Here is a 12,832-nt window from a genome sequence, read left to right as displayed (position 1 = left end):
CCGCTGGCACGTAACGTTGACGGGGCGTTCCGAGGGAGTGAAATGCGTGAAGCCCCGACGAAGTGGTAATGGAGTACGTCGAGGCGCGGCGCGAGCGCGTCGAGGAGCGGCTTGCGGAGGTGGTGGCGCGCGTCGACCCCGTGGAGCTCTCCGACCAGCTCGCGGACGCCGTGCTCGCGGGCGGGAAGCGGGTGCGCCCGACGTTGACGCTGTTGGTGTGTGAGGCGATGGGGGGCGACCCCGAGGATGCGCTCGACTTCGGGGTCGGCATCGAACTCGTGCACAACGCGTCGCTCGTGGTGGACGACATCATCGACCGCTCGGAACTGCGGCGGGGGGAGCCGTCGGCGTGGGCGGCGGCCGGATACGGGCCGGCGCTGGTCGCGTCGGACGGCCTGCTCGGGGAGGCGTTCGCGCTGTTCGACGACCCGCGCGCGATGAGCGCGGTGGCGGACGCGATGGTCGAACTCGGCGAAGGCGAAGCGATGGAGCTCGTCGACCGTCCCGAGACGGAGGACGAGTACATGACGCTTGCGCGCCGGAAGACGGGCGCGCTGTTCCGCGCGGCGGCCGAACTCGGCGCTATCGCGGCGGGCGCGGACGAGACCGCGGTGGAGACCGTGGGGGAGTACGCGGAGCACGTCGGGGTGGCGTTCCAGATTCGGGACGACGTGCTCGACGCCACGGGGGACACCGCGGCGCTCGGGAAGCCCGCGGGCCAGGACGAGGTGATGGAGCGCCCCTCGGTGGTTCGGGTGACCGACCGGCCCGTGGCAGAGGTGAACGACCTCGCGGACGCGGAGAGCAGGCAGGCGCGGGCGGCCCTGGAGAGCCTCGACCTCGTGGACGGCGACGCCCGCACCTACCTCGAAGAACTCGCGGCGTTCGTCGTCGAGCGCGAACGCTAACCCTGGGCGGGGTTTCTGCGGCTCTCGACGACGGCGAACGCGAGCGTGCTGACGACGCTGAGGATGGTTCCGGCGGTGAGCACGAGCGCGAGCAGGGGGAGGGTGACGTAGCCGAGGACGTACGCGCTGAGCGCGTGCAGGACGGCGGTGATGGCGAGGACGTAGAAGGGCGCGTTCAGGTAGCGCCACTTGAACCGGCCGGCGAGGTACTCGTCCGTGATCTGGCCGAGACTGCTGGTGAGGCCGGCGGCGGCGAACCAGCGGACGGCTCCGAAGAGGAGCGCGGCGACGATGGTCGCGGCGTCCGGGTCGGGGGCGGCGTCGCGGACGGTCTGGAGGTGGGTGACGCCCTGCATGCCGCCGATTGCGAGGAGGGCGGCGGCGACGACGTACGTGATGATGGTGACGCGGCCGGTGTAGAGGACGTTGCGCGCGCGGTCGACCGCGGAGTCCACGGCGTCCTCCAGGCCGAGGCCGCGGAAGAGGACGTAGAGGCCGAGGACGGCGGACGCGAGGCCGAGCACGGTACCGGGGAGGCCGACGGCGTTCGCGAGCACGGTCAGGGGGTAGATGAGGAGGAGGACGCCGAGCGGGACGAGGAGCGTGCCGCGGGTCTCGGGGTCGTTCAAGACCTGTTTGATGGTGTAGTACATCGATTCGAGATCCTGGGCCTGCCGGACGACGACGCGGCGGACGCCGTCGATGGTGACGCGGGAGCGGATGACGGGAACCACGGACTCGTCCTGCGCGCCGTCGGTGACGACGATGGCGCGGACGGGGTCGCTCGTCTGGAGGCCGGCGAGGATTTCGTCCACCTCGCGGCCGACCTCGCGGTTCGCGGCGACCCCGCCGGACTCGACGCCCGTGACCGCCGCGACCTCCACGCGCTCGTCGGCGTCGAGGCGGTCGTGGAGGTGGACGCCCTCGAAGAGGACGTTCACGTCCGAGTCCTCGGGGTCTGCGGTGGCGAGGGAGACGGCGGCGTCCTCCACGGCGTCCCGGCCGACGACCGGCGTGTCAAGGCCGGTCTTCCGGCCGAGGTCGTCGTCGAGGTCGACGCAGAGAACGAGCAGCATCAGCGATAGGTACGCCGGTGAGGGTTAAGGACTTTCGGGAGACGCGGGACGCGGTGGCACGCGCGAGGCGGGAGCGCACGGCTTTTGACGCTTCACGCAGTAACGTGGACAACGAATGATATCGAAGGGCTGTGAGCAGTGCGCGAAAGGAGGGAAGATGGTGCTGTTCGTCTACGGCTACTGCGACCAGCGCGACTGCTTCTACTGCCCGCTCGGCGAGAACCGGAAGAACGTCACGCAGACGTACGCGAACGAGCGTCCGGTCGAGAACGACGAGGAAATCATCCGGGAGGCGAAGAAGATGGACGCGCTCGGCACGTCCATCACGGGCGGCGAACCGCAGGAGGCGCTGGACAAGACCTGCCGGTATCTCCGCCTGCTCAAGGAGGAGTTCGGCGACGACCACCACACCCACCTCTACACGGGTATCACGGGCGGCCGCGAGAACATGCGGCGGCTCTCGGAGGCCGGCCTGGACGAGATTCGGTTCCACCCGCCGTACGAACTGTGGGGCGACCTCCACGGCACCGAGTGGGAGGACATCCTCTACATCGCCCGCGAGGAGGGCCTCACGCCCGCGTTCGAGATTCCGGGCATCCGCGCGGAACAGGAGTTCCTCGACTTCCTCGACGAGGGCGCGGCCGACTTCTGTAACGTCAACGAGTTCGAGATGAGTCAGGGGAACTACGAGCGCATGCAGGACGCCGGCTACGAGCTTCAGGACGGCCACATGAGCGCCGTGGACGGCTCGAAGGACGCGATATTGGAGGAGATGGCGGGCCACGAGAAGGTGTACTTCTGCACGAGCGTGTTCAAGGACGCTGCCCAGCACCGCAACCGCCTGAAGCGCATGGCGGAGAACATCCGCCGGGACTTCGACGAAGTCACGGACGACGGCACGCTCGTCTACGGGAAGACGTACGCCGACCGCGAGCGCTTCGAGGAACTCGGCGTCCCCGACGAGTTCTACACCGCGAAGTCCGACCACGTCGAGGTCGCGTGGTGGTTGCTCGAAGAGATGATCGAGGACGGCGACGTCGAGGACGGCGAAATCGTCGAGCAGTACCCGACCTACGACGGCCAGGTCGTCGAGCGCACGCCGCTCGCCTGAGTTTTCTGCGGAGAGTCAGGGGCAGGTGTCGCGGACGGCGGCGCAGGCTTCGTCGGCGTCGATTTCGTAGATGGTGACTTGCTCGTTCTGGTAGGCGACGGTGACGCCGGTGCGGTTGTCGTAGATGCTGGGGCCGTAGGCGGCGCGTTCGTTCGGGCCGTAGTAGACGTACTGGACGTCGTAGTAGTCGAGGAGGAGGGCGGCGGAGTCCCAGTCGGCGTCGAGCATGTAGGCGGCGTCGGTGGCGCGGGCGTCGTAGGCGTCGGTGCCGCGGTAGCCCTTCTCGTGCGTCCAGCCGGCGACGGTAGGGATGCCGGTGAGGCTGGACGGCGCGTTGACCCAGGTGTACGTGGTGCGGCCGGGTTTCGAGAGGAGGACGGGCGTGCCGGTGACCTGGCTGTCGAGCCAGTCGATGGCGGCGGCTTCGTGGGGATGGGTGGTTTCGACGTAGCGGGTGCCGTCGAGGGAGGGGTCGTCGCCGGCGAGGTTGTGGTGTTGGACGAGCGCCGCGGCGGGGAAGACGGCGGCACCGACGAGGAGGACGGCGACGACGGCGGCGGGTGCGAGGGCGCGTGCGGCGGCGAGCGAGGGCGCGCGTTCGCGGGCGCGGCGGACGGCGTGTTCGAGGACGGCGGCGGCGGCGACGGCGGCCCCGATTCCCCAGAGCACCCAGACCTGCATGGAGACCTTGTAGACGGTGTTCCAGCGGGGGACGGCGGGACTGAACGGGTAGACGCGGGCGTACGCGAACTCGACGGCGAGGACGAGGCCCGCGCCGGCGACGCAGAGCACGAGCCAGAACGCGGGCGTGCGGCGGCGGAGGACGTACCAGGCGGCGGCGAGGAGCGGGGCGACGACGAGCACGGCGGCGAGGTCGAGCGCGAGCAGGACGCCCGCGAGCGCGACCGCGAGGACGCCGAGGGCGAACGAAGCCCGGGGGCCGGGGAGCGGGACGTCGTAGCGGCGGACGGCGAGCGCGAAGGCGGCGAGGAAGACGCCGTAGGCGAGGAGGAGCGGGCCGAGGGCGGTGCGGGGCGGGAGGAAGCCGACGCCGCGGTTGACGGGCGTGTGGAAGAGGAGGAAGGGCGCGGCGGTGGTGACGGCGAGCGCGGCGACGCAGAGCGCGCCGGCGGCGGCGCTGGCGTACCGCGCGAGTTCGTCAACGACCGGGTGCGCGAATCGGCGGGGGCTGGGCGTGTGCGGGGAGAACGCGAGCGCGAGCGTCGCGATGCCGACGGTGGTGGGGAGGCCCCACGTGTTGACGAGGGTGAGGAAGCCGCCGGCGACGCCGAGGCAGGCGAGACGAATCAGTCGGGCGCGGCCGCGGGCGCGGAAGACGGTGTAGGCGAGCGCGGCGACGAGGACGAGGAAGGGCGCGGCGACGACGTGCGCGTGCAGGTCGCCGTTGAGGTACGCCCAGAACGGCGAGACGGTCAGTGTGCCGTCGATGACGTAGCGGCCGAGCCAGTACGACCAGTCGGCGGCGACGGCTTCGACGGCGTTCGGAATCGTGGTGCGGATGCCGGTGAATGCGAACGCGGCGTGGTCGGCCGCGAACCCGGGCGCGAGATTCGCGAGCAGGAAGCGAACCGGCGTGGCGAGCGTGCCCGCGAGGCCGACGAGGAACGCGGCGAGGACGCCGGCGAGCGTTCCGTTCTGGTCGGCGTGGGTGGCGGCGGCGCGCGCGAGGCCGAACGCGCCCGTGACGAGCGTGGCGTAGAAGGTGGCGAGCGCGAGGTTGTACGCGACGCTCGGCGTGACGCCGGTGAGGTGGACGAGCGTCGCGGTGGCGAGTTGCGCGCCGTAGTAGTATCGGAGGCGCTCGCCGGCGAACCACACGTCCTCGGGGGGCAGGTAGTCCGCGCGCAGGATGACGTTCAGGAGGCCGAAGTCGAGGAACTTCTCGCCGCCCGCCGGGTGGATGCCGGGGTCGTACGCGCGCACGACCACCAGGAAGGTGAACGCGAGCAGGAAGACGGCGAGCGGGAGGCGGGCGCGGGCGAGACGGGGGCGTCGCCAGCCCCAGAGCGCGACGCCGGCGAGGACGAACACGCCGGCGGCGGCGAGGCTGACGAACCGGCCGTAGGCGAGGTGGCCGAGCCAGTACGCGGAGACCGTGACGGTGGCGAGGGCCGTCGCCGGGGCGAACGACGCGCCGCTGTCGGGGAACCCGCGGAACACGCGGTCGGCGATGGGGAGGGCAGCGGCGGCGAGTGCGAGGACGACCCCCAGCCACGCGACGACTGGGGTGAACTCCACGCCAACTCGGTTGTCCGGCGCGCGTATGAGTCTTGTGTCGTGTCAGCGGGCGAGACGAACACGAGCGGAGCGGGGCGGCGCGGAAACAGTTTGTCCTCGCGCTCTGCGCGAGGTTCACCGCTCGCCTCCGGCGAGCGGCTTTTTCCCTCCAGGTTTTTACTCAAGGGGTCGCCTCCGGCGACCCGCAGAGTAAAAAGGTGGGTGAGGAACGCTTTTAGAGCGGCCGCCGCCAGTATGTGGTATGGCCGAGTGTCCAATCGCGGACGAGTGCCCGAGCTTCTCGGAGCGTATCGAGGGGATGGGGTGTCAGTATTACGGGGACAGAGGCGGGAAGGAGTGGTGTAATCACTACAATCAGCCGATAGAGGAGCTGAAGACTGCGCCGGTGGTTCCGGGGGAGGAGGTCGTCATCGAGGTGGACGACATGCACGAGTCGGGTGCGGGCGTGGGCCGTCACGAGGGGACGGGGTTCATCGTGATGGTGGACGGCGTGTTGCCGCCGGCGCGCGTGCGGGCGAAGGTGACGAACGTGAAGTCGAACTACGCTCGCGCCGACCTCGTCGAGAAACTGCCCGAGGAGCCGTCGGAGGACGAGGAGGCGGAGGGCGACGAGTCGGGCGCGGAGGACGCGGAGGAGGACAATCCGCGGCTGGGGAGTCGGGAGAACTTCTGGGGGAGTTGAGCGACGTCGAGGACGTGCTGGCGCGGGCGGGGTTCGACGCGTCGGAGAGCGCGTTGACGCGCCGGCAGGCGGAGGTGTTGGCGCTCCGCGAGCGAGGGCTGTCGCAGGCGGACGTCGCCGACTCGCTCGGGACGTCCCGCGCGAACATCTCGAAGGTGGAGGCGGCGGCGCGGGAGAACGTCGCGAAGGCGCGGGAGACGGTGGCGTTCGTGGAGGCGCTGGAAGCGCCGGTGCAGGTGGAGGTCGAGGCGGGCACCGACCTCTACGACGTGCCGGAGGCCGTGTTCGACGCGTGCGACGAGGCGGGCGTGAAGGTCGCGTACTCCGGCGTGGATATGATGACGCGCGTGAGCGAGGCGGCGGGGGACGCGGTCGTCGGCCGCGAGGTCAAGACGACGATGCTGGTGGGCGTGACCCGTGAGGGGGACGTGCGGGTGCGGGTCGCGCCCGACTAGAACAGGCCGTCCTCGCGGAGGGCGCGTACGGCGTCGCGGACGCGCTGGCTCTTCTCACGCGGGACGACGAGCACGCGGTCGTCGTAGGCCGCGACGACGAGGTTTTCGACGCCGATGGCGGTGACGTGTGTGTCGTCGCTCGCGAGCACGGAGTCCGCGGTGTCGATTGCGAGCGCGTCCCCGAGCACGGCGTTCCCGTCGGCGTCGGCGTCGAGGACGCGGGCGAGCGCGTCCCACGACCCGAGGTCGTCCCAGTCGAAGCCCGCGGGCACGACGACGGCGTTCTCGGTGTCTTCCATCACGGCGTAGTCCACGCTCACGGCGTCCACGCGCTCGAATCCGCGCTCTGGGTCGCCGGCGTCGAGCGCGTCCCCGAGCGGGCGGAGCGGGCCGTCGCGGGCGGCGTCGAGGAACGCGTCGGGCGTCCACGCGAACATGCCGGCGTTCCAGAGCCAGCCGCGTTCGACGTACTCGCGGGCGGCCTCCTCCCCCGGTTTCTCGCGGAACGCGGCGACCTCGCGGTAGTCCCCGAGGTCGGGGCCGGGTTCGATGTAGCCGTAGCCGGTGGCGGGCCGGGTCGGTTCGACGCCGACGGTCGCGAGGAAGCCGTCGCGGGCGGCGGCGAGCGCGGTTTCCGCGGTTGGTTCGAAGTCGCCCCGGACGCGGTGGTCGCTGGGGAGGCAGAGCATCGCGCAGGGGCCGACCTGGTCGCGGACGCGGTGGGTGGCGTACGCGAGCGCGGGCCCGGTGTCCTTCGCCGCGGGTTCGACGAGCACGCCCGCCTCGGGGACGATGTCGCGGACGCGGTCGGCGTACGCCTCGCGGGTGGCGACGTAGACGTGGTCTGCGAACCCGACGCGGTCGGCGGTCTGTCGGAGGAGCGAGCGCTCGCCGTCGAGCGCGAGGAACTGTTTCGGGCGGTCGCTCCGGCTCGCGGGGTACAGTCGAGTGCCCGTGCCGCCCGCGAGGAGGAGCGCGACGGTGTCCATACCGGGTGGTCTGTCGCCATCCCCTAAACTCTACTTTCACCGCGGTTGACGAGGGTTTATACGGAAAGACGGCCTAGCCACTGGTGTCTCCCATCGAACACACACGCGGAGACAGGAACCAACGATGAGCGACATACAGCAGACAGCGAGCGACCTGTACGAACAGTTCTCGGATCACGTGGACGTCACCGAAGACGAAATCGAGGAGCGCCTCGACAGACTCGTCTCCGAGTACAAAGTCCCCCTGAGCGAGGCGCGGCGGAGCGTCGAGAGCCACTACCTCGACGAGGCCGGCCTCGAACGCGACGACATCGGCAGCAGGGGCGGGAACGAGACGGTGCAGGTCGAGGACGTGGACGAGGCGGAACAGTGGGTGGACATCACGGCGAAGGTCGTCGACCTCTGGGAACCCCGGAGCGACTCCGTCGGCCAGGTCGGCCTGCTCGGCGACCCCACGGGAACCATCAAGTTCACGAAGTGGGCGAAGTCCGACCTCCCCGAACTCGAAGACGGCTCCGTGTACCGGTTCGGGAACGTCGTGACGGACGAGTACCAGGGCCGGTTCTCGGTGAAACTGAACCGGACGACGACCATCGAGGAACTCGACGAGGACATTGAGGTCGGCGACAACGACGAGACCGTCGAGGGCGCGCTCGTGGACATCCAGTCCGGGAGCGGCCTCATCAAGCGCTGTCCGGAGGAGGACTGCACGCGCGTCCTCCAGAACGGCCGGTGTAGCGAGCACGGCGAGGTCGAGGGCGAGTTCGACCTCCGCATCAAGGGCGTGCTGGACGACGGCGATGACGTGCACGAAGTCATCTTCAACGACGAGTCCACCGAGTCCCTCACCGGAATCGGTCTGGAGGAGGCGAAGCAGATGGCGAAGGACGCGCTCGACACCACCGTCGTCGCGGACGAGATGCGTGACCGCGTGCTCGGCCGGTACTACCGCGTTACGGGTCCGACGCTCGGCCGGTACGTACTCGCGAACGACATCGAGGAACTGTCCGCGCCGGACGACGCCGAAGCGGTTCTCATCAAAGCGAGGTCGATGTAAATGAGTCAGAGTGCCCCCACGCGCGAGGTCGCCCGCCGCGTCTTCGCCACCGAGTTCAACGACGCCACGTTCACGTTCAAGGAATCCGACGACGAGCGCGCGCCCGTCTACAGCCTCCTCCCCACGGGAGAACGCGCGAACCGCGTGTTCATCGTCGGCACGCTCACCGAGACGGAGGACGTGGGCGAGGACTCCGAGTACTGGCGCGGCCGGGTCGTCGACCCGACCGGGACGTTCTTCGTCTACGCCGGCCAGTACCAGCCGGAAGCCGCGTCCGCGCTCCGCGACCTCGACACGCCGAGTTACGTCGCCATCGTCGGGAAACCACGGACGTACGAGACCGAGGACGGGTCCGTGAACGTCTCCGTGCGGCCCGAATCCATCACCGAAGTCACCGCCGACGTGCGCGACCGCTGGGTGGTCGAGACGGCCGAGCGAACGCTCGAACGCGTCGAGGCGTTCGAGGACGAGGGCAACGAGTACGCCCGCCGCGCCGAGGAGGAGTACGACCTCCCGCTCGCGCGGTACACCGAGGGCGCTATCGAAGCCCTTGAGAGCCTCGACGAGGAGGAATCGGTCGAACAGCCCGCCTAGGGCGGGGAATCAGTTAAGTAACTGGACGCGCCAGTTACGCGGGAGATGGGGAACAAGAACAAGACCGTCTCCTTTCGCGTGAACGAGGACACGTTCGACGCACTCCGCGACATCGCGGAGGAGCGCGACCTCTCCCTGTCGGCCGTCTTCCGCGACTACGTCGACCAGCTCGTCGCACACGACGGGAAGGTTCGCGTCGTCCCCGAGGACGAGACGACCGAGGTCGAGTCGGCGTTCCCGCCGACGGTCGAGGTGTCGAAGAGTTTCGTGCGCGAGCACGAACGCCTCGAACTCGAAGCGAAACACCTCCGCGACCAGCTCGACGAGCACAAGCAGTACATCTCCCAGCTTCGCGCGGAACTCGAAGACAGGGAGGGCGTGGAGGACGTCGTTCACCTGGACGACCTCGACGACGACGAGGACGACGAGCCGTACCAGTTGGGTTAGCCGGAGAGTTCGCGTTTCTTCTCGCCCGCCCGCCGCTCGGCCTCCGGATTCCCGTCCACGGCGGCGAGTTCCTCGACCGCTTCGAGCGTGCGGACGGCGTTGTCGAGGAAGGAGTACACGTCGCCGGGATACGCGTACACCATGTAGTCCTCCGTCATCACGTCCACGATGGCTTCGGGGTCGAGGCCTTGCGCGCGGAGTTCGAGCACGTACTGGATGAACTTCCGCTCCGGGTGCCCGCAGTACGGGTTCGACTCGCAGTCGCAGTCGAGGAAGTCCTTCGCGAAGTCCAGCACGCGCTCCTGGGTCGCCTCGTTCAACTGATCGAGGTTGCTCCCGCTGAACAGCACGTCCAGGGTCGCGCCGTGGAACGCGCCCTTCGGGAAGTTCGCGTCCAACTGCGACACCACCTGCCGGTGGTTCTTCACGTAGATCTTGTCCGGGAACGCCACACGCCCGATAGGGGGACGCGAGCCAAAAGCGTACTGCCTCGGCACAGGGTTTTCGGGGCTTCACCGGCACACGTCCGGTATGGCGACGACCGAGTACGTGCAGTGTCCGACCTGCGGGTGGACCGGGCGCGAAACCGACCTCGACGGCGCGGACGACACCGCCGCCTGCCCCGTCTGCGACACCGCCGTCACACCCGGCTGATTCGTAACGCATATTTGCACACGGCGACTAGCCAGGAGTGCAGTGTCCGGGTTGGGGTAGTGGACTATCCTTCAGCCTTGTGGAGGCTGAGACGCGGGTTCAATTCTCGCACCTGGACCTTCTCCGAGAAACGAACGTGACGAGTGCTGAGAGCCGTCCGCGTCGGTTCTGTCGCGGGTCGTTCGGTGGGTTTGAACTGTCGGGGGCGTGAGGGCGTGGTATGGACGTGTGGGCGCTGGGTGACGCCGGGTTGGCGGCGGTGCTCTGGACGGTGTTCGTGTTGTACGCGGTGTCGGTGGTGTCGTGGGGGCTGGAAGTCGGGTGGTTCTCGCGGGGGTGGCGGACGGACGAGTTCCCGTACGACGCGTCGGACGCGCGGGTGCGGATTATGACGGTGAACGCGACGGACGTGGTGCGGCGGACGGTGGAGGCGGTGCCGGCGAAGATGGGGCGGCCGCAGGTCATCGCGGAGGAGGACATCGACGTGCCGGGCGCGGACGTGTTCGTGGTTCCGGCGGAGTTCGAGTGCGTGGCGGAGCGGAAGGGCCGGGCGTTGGAGTGGGCGCGCCAGCACGTGCCGTGCGAGCGCGAGTTCGTGCTGTACCTGGACGAGGACACGCTCATCACGGACGTGGACGGGTTCCCGGACGCGGACATCGTGCAGTTCTCGGAGCGCCCCGTGAACACGGGGTCGCGGCTCGCGTACCTCACGGACGTGTTCCGACTGGGCTACCACCTCGAACAGCGCGCGTTCCACCGGCTGTCCGTGCCGCTGTACGCGTGGGGCGGCGGTATCGCGGTACGCCGGGAGTTCGAGGATGCAGTGACGTGGAACCGCCGGACGCTCATCGAGGACACGAAGTTCGCGTGGCAGGCCGCCGACGTGCCCGACTTCGACTTCCGATTGCTCCGCCGGCAGTTCGTGAACCAGGCACCGCCCTCCCTGCGGGCGCTCGTGAAGCAACGCCGTCGGTGGATGTCGGGGTCGCGCGAGGACGCGCACGGCCTCCCCCGCCGGTACTGGCTGTTCTACGGCCTACGGAACGCCGCGTGGGGGTTGTCGCTCGTCGTCCCCGTCTTCGCGGTGGTGTCCTACCTCCGACCGGGCGCGCTCCCCTACCCCCGCGTGTACACGCTGGGGACGCTCTGCCTGCTCGGATTCCTGTTCGGGTGGAGTTTCCTCGGCGCGCGAGCGGTCGGCGCGAACCTCAAAACGACCCTACTTGCGGTCGTAGCGACGCCGGTGACGAACTTCCTGCACTCGGTCGGCGCGGCGTACGGCGTGCTGTTCCCGCCGCGGACGTTCGAGGTGACTGAGAAGGTGGCGTTCGAGGACATCCCCGAGGACGAAGACCAGACCGTCGACCTGGCGGACGTCATCGAGGAGAACCACGGACTGGACGTGGAGTTAGACGACTAGGTGCGCAGAGAGGGGGATTCGGCTTTCCGGCCCGTGTTCTGGATGATGTTGAACGCGGTCATCAGGTCGGTGCGGGAGACCAGGCCGACGGTGTCGCCGTTCGCGTCCACGACGATGAGGCGGCCGACGCCGTGTTCCTGCATCGCTTCGAGCGCGCTCATCGCGTCGCCGTACTGCGGAATCGTGTACACGTCGTTCGTCATCACGTCACCGACCGTGTAGGCGTCCCGCTCGACTTCCTTCACGTTCCGCGCGTCTTCGAGGGTGACCATGCCGACGACGCGGCCGTTCTCGGTGACGGGGTAGCCGGTGTGGCGCTCGCTGAACATGCGCTCCATGAGTTCGGCGACCGTGGTGTCCTTCGCGACGGTTTTCAGGTCGCGCTCGGGCGTCATCACGTCGTCCACGGTGACGCCCTCGAAGGCGGCGGTCATCGTGGTGCGCTGGCTCTCGCTGGACGCGCCGATGTAGATGAAGAACGCGATGAGGATGAGGAAGAGGTTCGCGAACAGGCCGACGATGCCGAGGAGGATGGCGAACAGTTTCCCGACCTCGGCGGCCATCTGGGTGGCGCGCGCGAACGGTCGGTTCCGCGCGAGGAGCGCGCGGAGGACGCGCCCGCCGTCCATCGGGAACCCGGGGAGGAGGTTGAACGCGGCGAGCGCGAAGTTCATCAGCGCGAGGTAGCCGAACACGAACCGCACGAGGTCGAGGCTCGGCGGGAACAGCGTGAGCACGACCCAGGAGAGCGCGCCGAGTACGATGCTGACGATGGGTCCGGCGATGGCGATGGAGAACTCGTGACGCCAGTCCTCGGGTTGCTCGCTGAGGCTGGCGATGCCGCCGAGAATCCAGAGCGTGATGGAGTCGATGGGGTAGCCGTACCGTATCGCGACGACGGAGTGTCCGAGTTCGTGGAGGACGACGCCGGCGAACAGGCCGACGGCGGCCGCGAGTCCGAGGTACCACTCGCGGCTGTCCTGCGTGAGCACGGCCTGGTCGAGGCTCGTGCCGAACACGCCGTTGAGGATGGTCACCCAGTCGCCGACCTGCGTGCCGATAATCCACGCGAGGAGCGGGAGGATGAGGAGGAACGTCAAATCGACCTTGATGGGGATGCCGAACGCGCTCCCGATTTTGAAACTGCGCATACCCGGGGAGTGGAGCGAGATACGCATAA

14 protein-coding genes and 1 tRNA gene are annotated in these 12,832 nt (G+C 68.9%); 10 read left to right on the top strand and 5 right to left on the bottom strand.

All coding sequences use genetic code 11. The annotated features are described in order from the left end of the window. Nucleotides 1–68: 68 nt before the first annotated feature. The gene (locus tag LI334_RS01510; protein ID WP_227261405.1) at nucleotides 69–908 is read left to right on the top strand and encodes a polyprenyl synthetase family protein; all 840 of its coding nucleotides are present in this window, start codon (nucleotides 69–71) and stop codon (nucleotides 906–908) included. On the opposite strand, the gene LI334_RS01505 is transcribed toward LI334_RS01510, so the two are convergent. Continuing rightward, nucleotides 905–1,984, bottom strand: a complete 1,080-nt coding sequence (locus tag LI334_RS01505) for a DUF373 family protein (protein ID WP_227261404.1) — start codon at nucleotides 1,982–1,984, stop codon at nucleotides 905–907. The two genes, LI334_RS01510 and LI334_RS01505, sit on opposite strands and share 4 nt — an antisense overlap. 115 nt (nucleotides 1,985–2,099) lie before the next feature. On the opposite strand from LI334_RS01505, the gene LI334_RS01500 reads away from it, so the two are divergent. Next, nucleotides 2,100–3,095: a radical SAM protein gene (locus tag LI334_RS01500; RefSeq protein WP_227261403.1), complete on the top strand. Its 996-nt coding sequence runs from the start codon at nucleotides 2,100–2,102 to the stop codon at nucleotides 3,093–3,095. Between the two features lie 15 nt (nucleotides 3,096–3,110). Here the strand turns inward: LI334_RS01500 and LI334_RS01495 are convergent, their stop codons facing one another. Beyond that, the gene (locus LI334_RS01495) at nucleotides 3,111–5,354 is read right to left on the bottom strand and encodes a DUF2298 domain-containing protein (RefSeq protein ID WP_227261402.1); all 2,244 of its coding nucleotides are present in this window, start codon (nucleotides 5,352–5,354) and stop codon (nucleotides 3,111–3,113) included. Nucleotides 5,355–5,595: 241 nt separating this feature from the next. Between LI334_RS01495 and LI334_RS01490 the strand changes: the two genes are divergently transcribed. After that, nucleotides 5,596–6,036 carry a TRAM domain-containing protein gene (locus tag LI334_RS01490; protein WP_227261401.1) on the top strand — a complete coding sequence of 147 codons (441 nt, stop codon included), beginning with the start codon at nucleotides 5,596–5,598 and terminating at the stop codon, nucleotides 6,034–6,036. Next, the gene (locus tag LI334_RS01485) at nucleotides 6,024–6,491 is read left to right on the top strand and encodes a Tfx family DNA-binding protein (RefSeq protein WP_227262344.1); all 468 of its coding nucleotides are present in this window, start codon (nucleotides 6,024–6,026) and stop codon (nucleotides 6,489–6,491) included. Before LI334_RS01490 ends, LI334_RS01485 begins: the two co-directional genes overlap by 13 nt. On the opposite strand, the gene LI334_RS01480 is transcribed toward LI334_RS01485, so the two are convergent. Continuing rightward, nucleotides 6,488–7,480 carry a mannose-1-phosphate guanylyltransferase gene (locus tag LI334_RS01480; RefSeq protein WP_227261400.1) on the bottom strand — a complete coding sequence of 331 codons (993 nt, stop codon included), beginning with the start codon at nucleotides 7,478–7,480 and terminating at the stop codon, nucleotides 6,488–6,490. The genes LI334_RS01485 and LI334_RS01480 overlap by 4 nt on opposite strands. Before the next feature lie 124 nt (nucleotides 7,481–7,604). Here LI334_RS01480 and LI334_RS01475 point away from each other — a divergent pair, with 124 nt between their 5' ends. The 3 genes from LI334_RS01475 to LI334_RS01465 are packed head-to-tail and all read left to right on the top strand — an operon-like array spanning nucleotide 7,605 to nucleotide 9,578. Then, nucleotides 7,605–8,537, top strand: a complete 933-nt coding sequence (locus LI334_RS01475; RefSeq protein ID WP_227261399.1) for a replication factor A — start codon at nucleotides 7,605–7,607, stop codon at nucleotides 8,535–8,537. After that, nucleotides 8,538–9,131: an RPA family protein gene (locus LI334_RS01470; RefSeq protein ID WP_227261398.1), complete on the top strand. Its 594-nt coding sequence runs from the start codon at nucleotides 8,538–8,540 to the stop codon at nucleotides 9,129–9,131. It abuts the gene before it with no gap. 45 nt (nucleotides 9,132–9,176) lie between these two features. Then, nucleotides 9,177–9,578 (top strand): CopG family transcriptional regulator, encoded by a 402-nt coding sequence (locus tag LI334_RS01465; protein ID WP_227261397.1) that lies wholly within the window; start codon nucleotides 9,177–9,179, stop codon nucleotides 9,576–9,578. Here the strand turns inward: LI334_RS01465 and LI334_RS01460 are convergent. Beyond that, nucleotides 9,575–10,030 (bottom strand): DUF5814 domain-containing protein, encoded by a 456-nt coding sequence (locus LI334_RS01460; protein WP_227261396.1) that lies wholly within the window; start codon nucleotides 10,028–10,030, stop codon nucleotides 9,575–9,577. The two genes, LI334_RS01465 and LI334_RS01460, sit on opposite strands and share 4 nt — an antisense overlap. 79 nt (nucleotides 10,031–10,109) lie before the next feature. Between LI334_RS01460 and LI334_RS13050 the strand changes: the two genes are divergently transcribed. The 3 genes from LI334_RS13050 to LI334_RS01450 all read left to right on the top strand — a co-directional run bounded on the left by LI334_RS13050 (nucleotide 10,110) and on the right by LI334_RS01450 (nucleotide 11,652). Next, on the top strand, nucleotides 10,110–10,232 hold the full coding sequence (locus LI334_RS13050; RefSeq protein WP_264476817.1) for a hypothetical protein: 123 nt from the start codon (nucleotides 10,110–10,112) through the stop codon (nucleotides 10,230–10,232). Between the two features lie 45 nt (nucleotides 10,233–10,277). Continuing rightward, nucleotides 10,278–10,350 (top strand) — tRNA-His (locus LI334_RS01455). Nucleotides 10,351–10,452: 102 nt separating this feature from the next. Then, nucleotides 10,453–11,652 carry a glycosyltransferase family 2 protein gene (locus LI334_RS01450; protein WP_227261395.1) on the top strand — a complete coding sequence of 400 codons (1,200 nt, stop codon included), beginning with the start codon at nucleotides 10,453–10,455 and terminating at the stop codon, nucleotides 11,650–11,652. Here the strand turns inward: LI334_RS01450 and LI334_RS01445 are convergent. Continuing rightward, on the bottom strand, nucleotides 11,649–12,803 hold the full coding sequence (locus tag LI334_RS01445; protein WP_227261394.1) for a CBS domain-containing protein: 1,155 nt from the start codon (nucleotides 12,801–12,803) through the stop codon (nucleotides 11,649–11,651). The genes LI334_RS01450 and LI334_RS01445 overlap by 4 nt on opposite strands. Nucleotides 12,804–12,832: the final 29 nt, after the last annotated feature.

The sequence above is a fragment of the Salarchaeum japonicum genome (genome assembly GCF_020614395.1).
GTDB lineage: Archaea > Halobacteriota > Halobacteria > Halobacteriales > Halobacteriaceae > Salarchaeum > Salarchaeum japonicum.
This window is presented reverse-complemented; position numbering and strand designations above follow the sequence as displayed.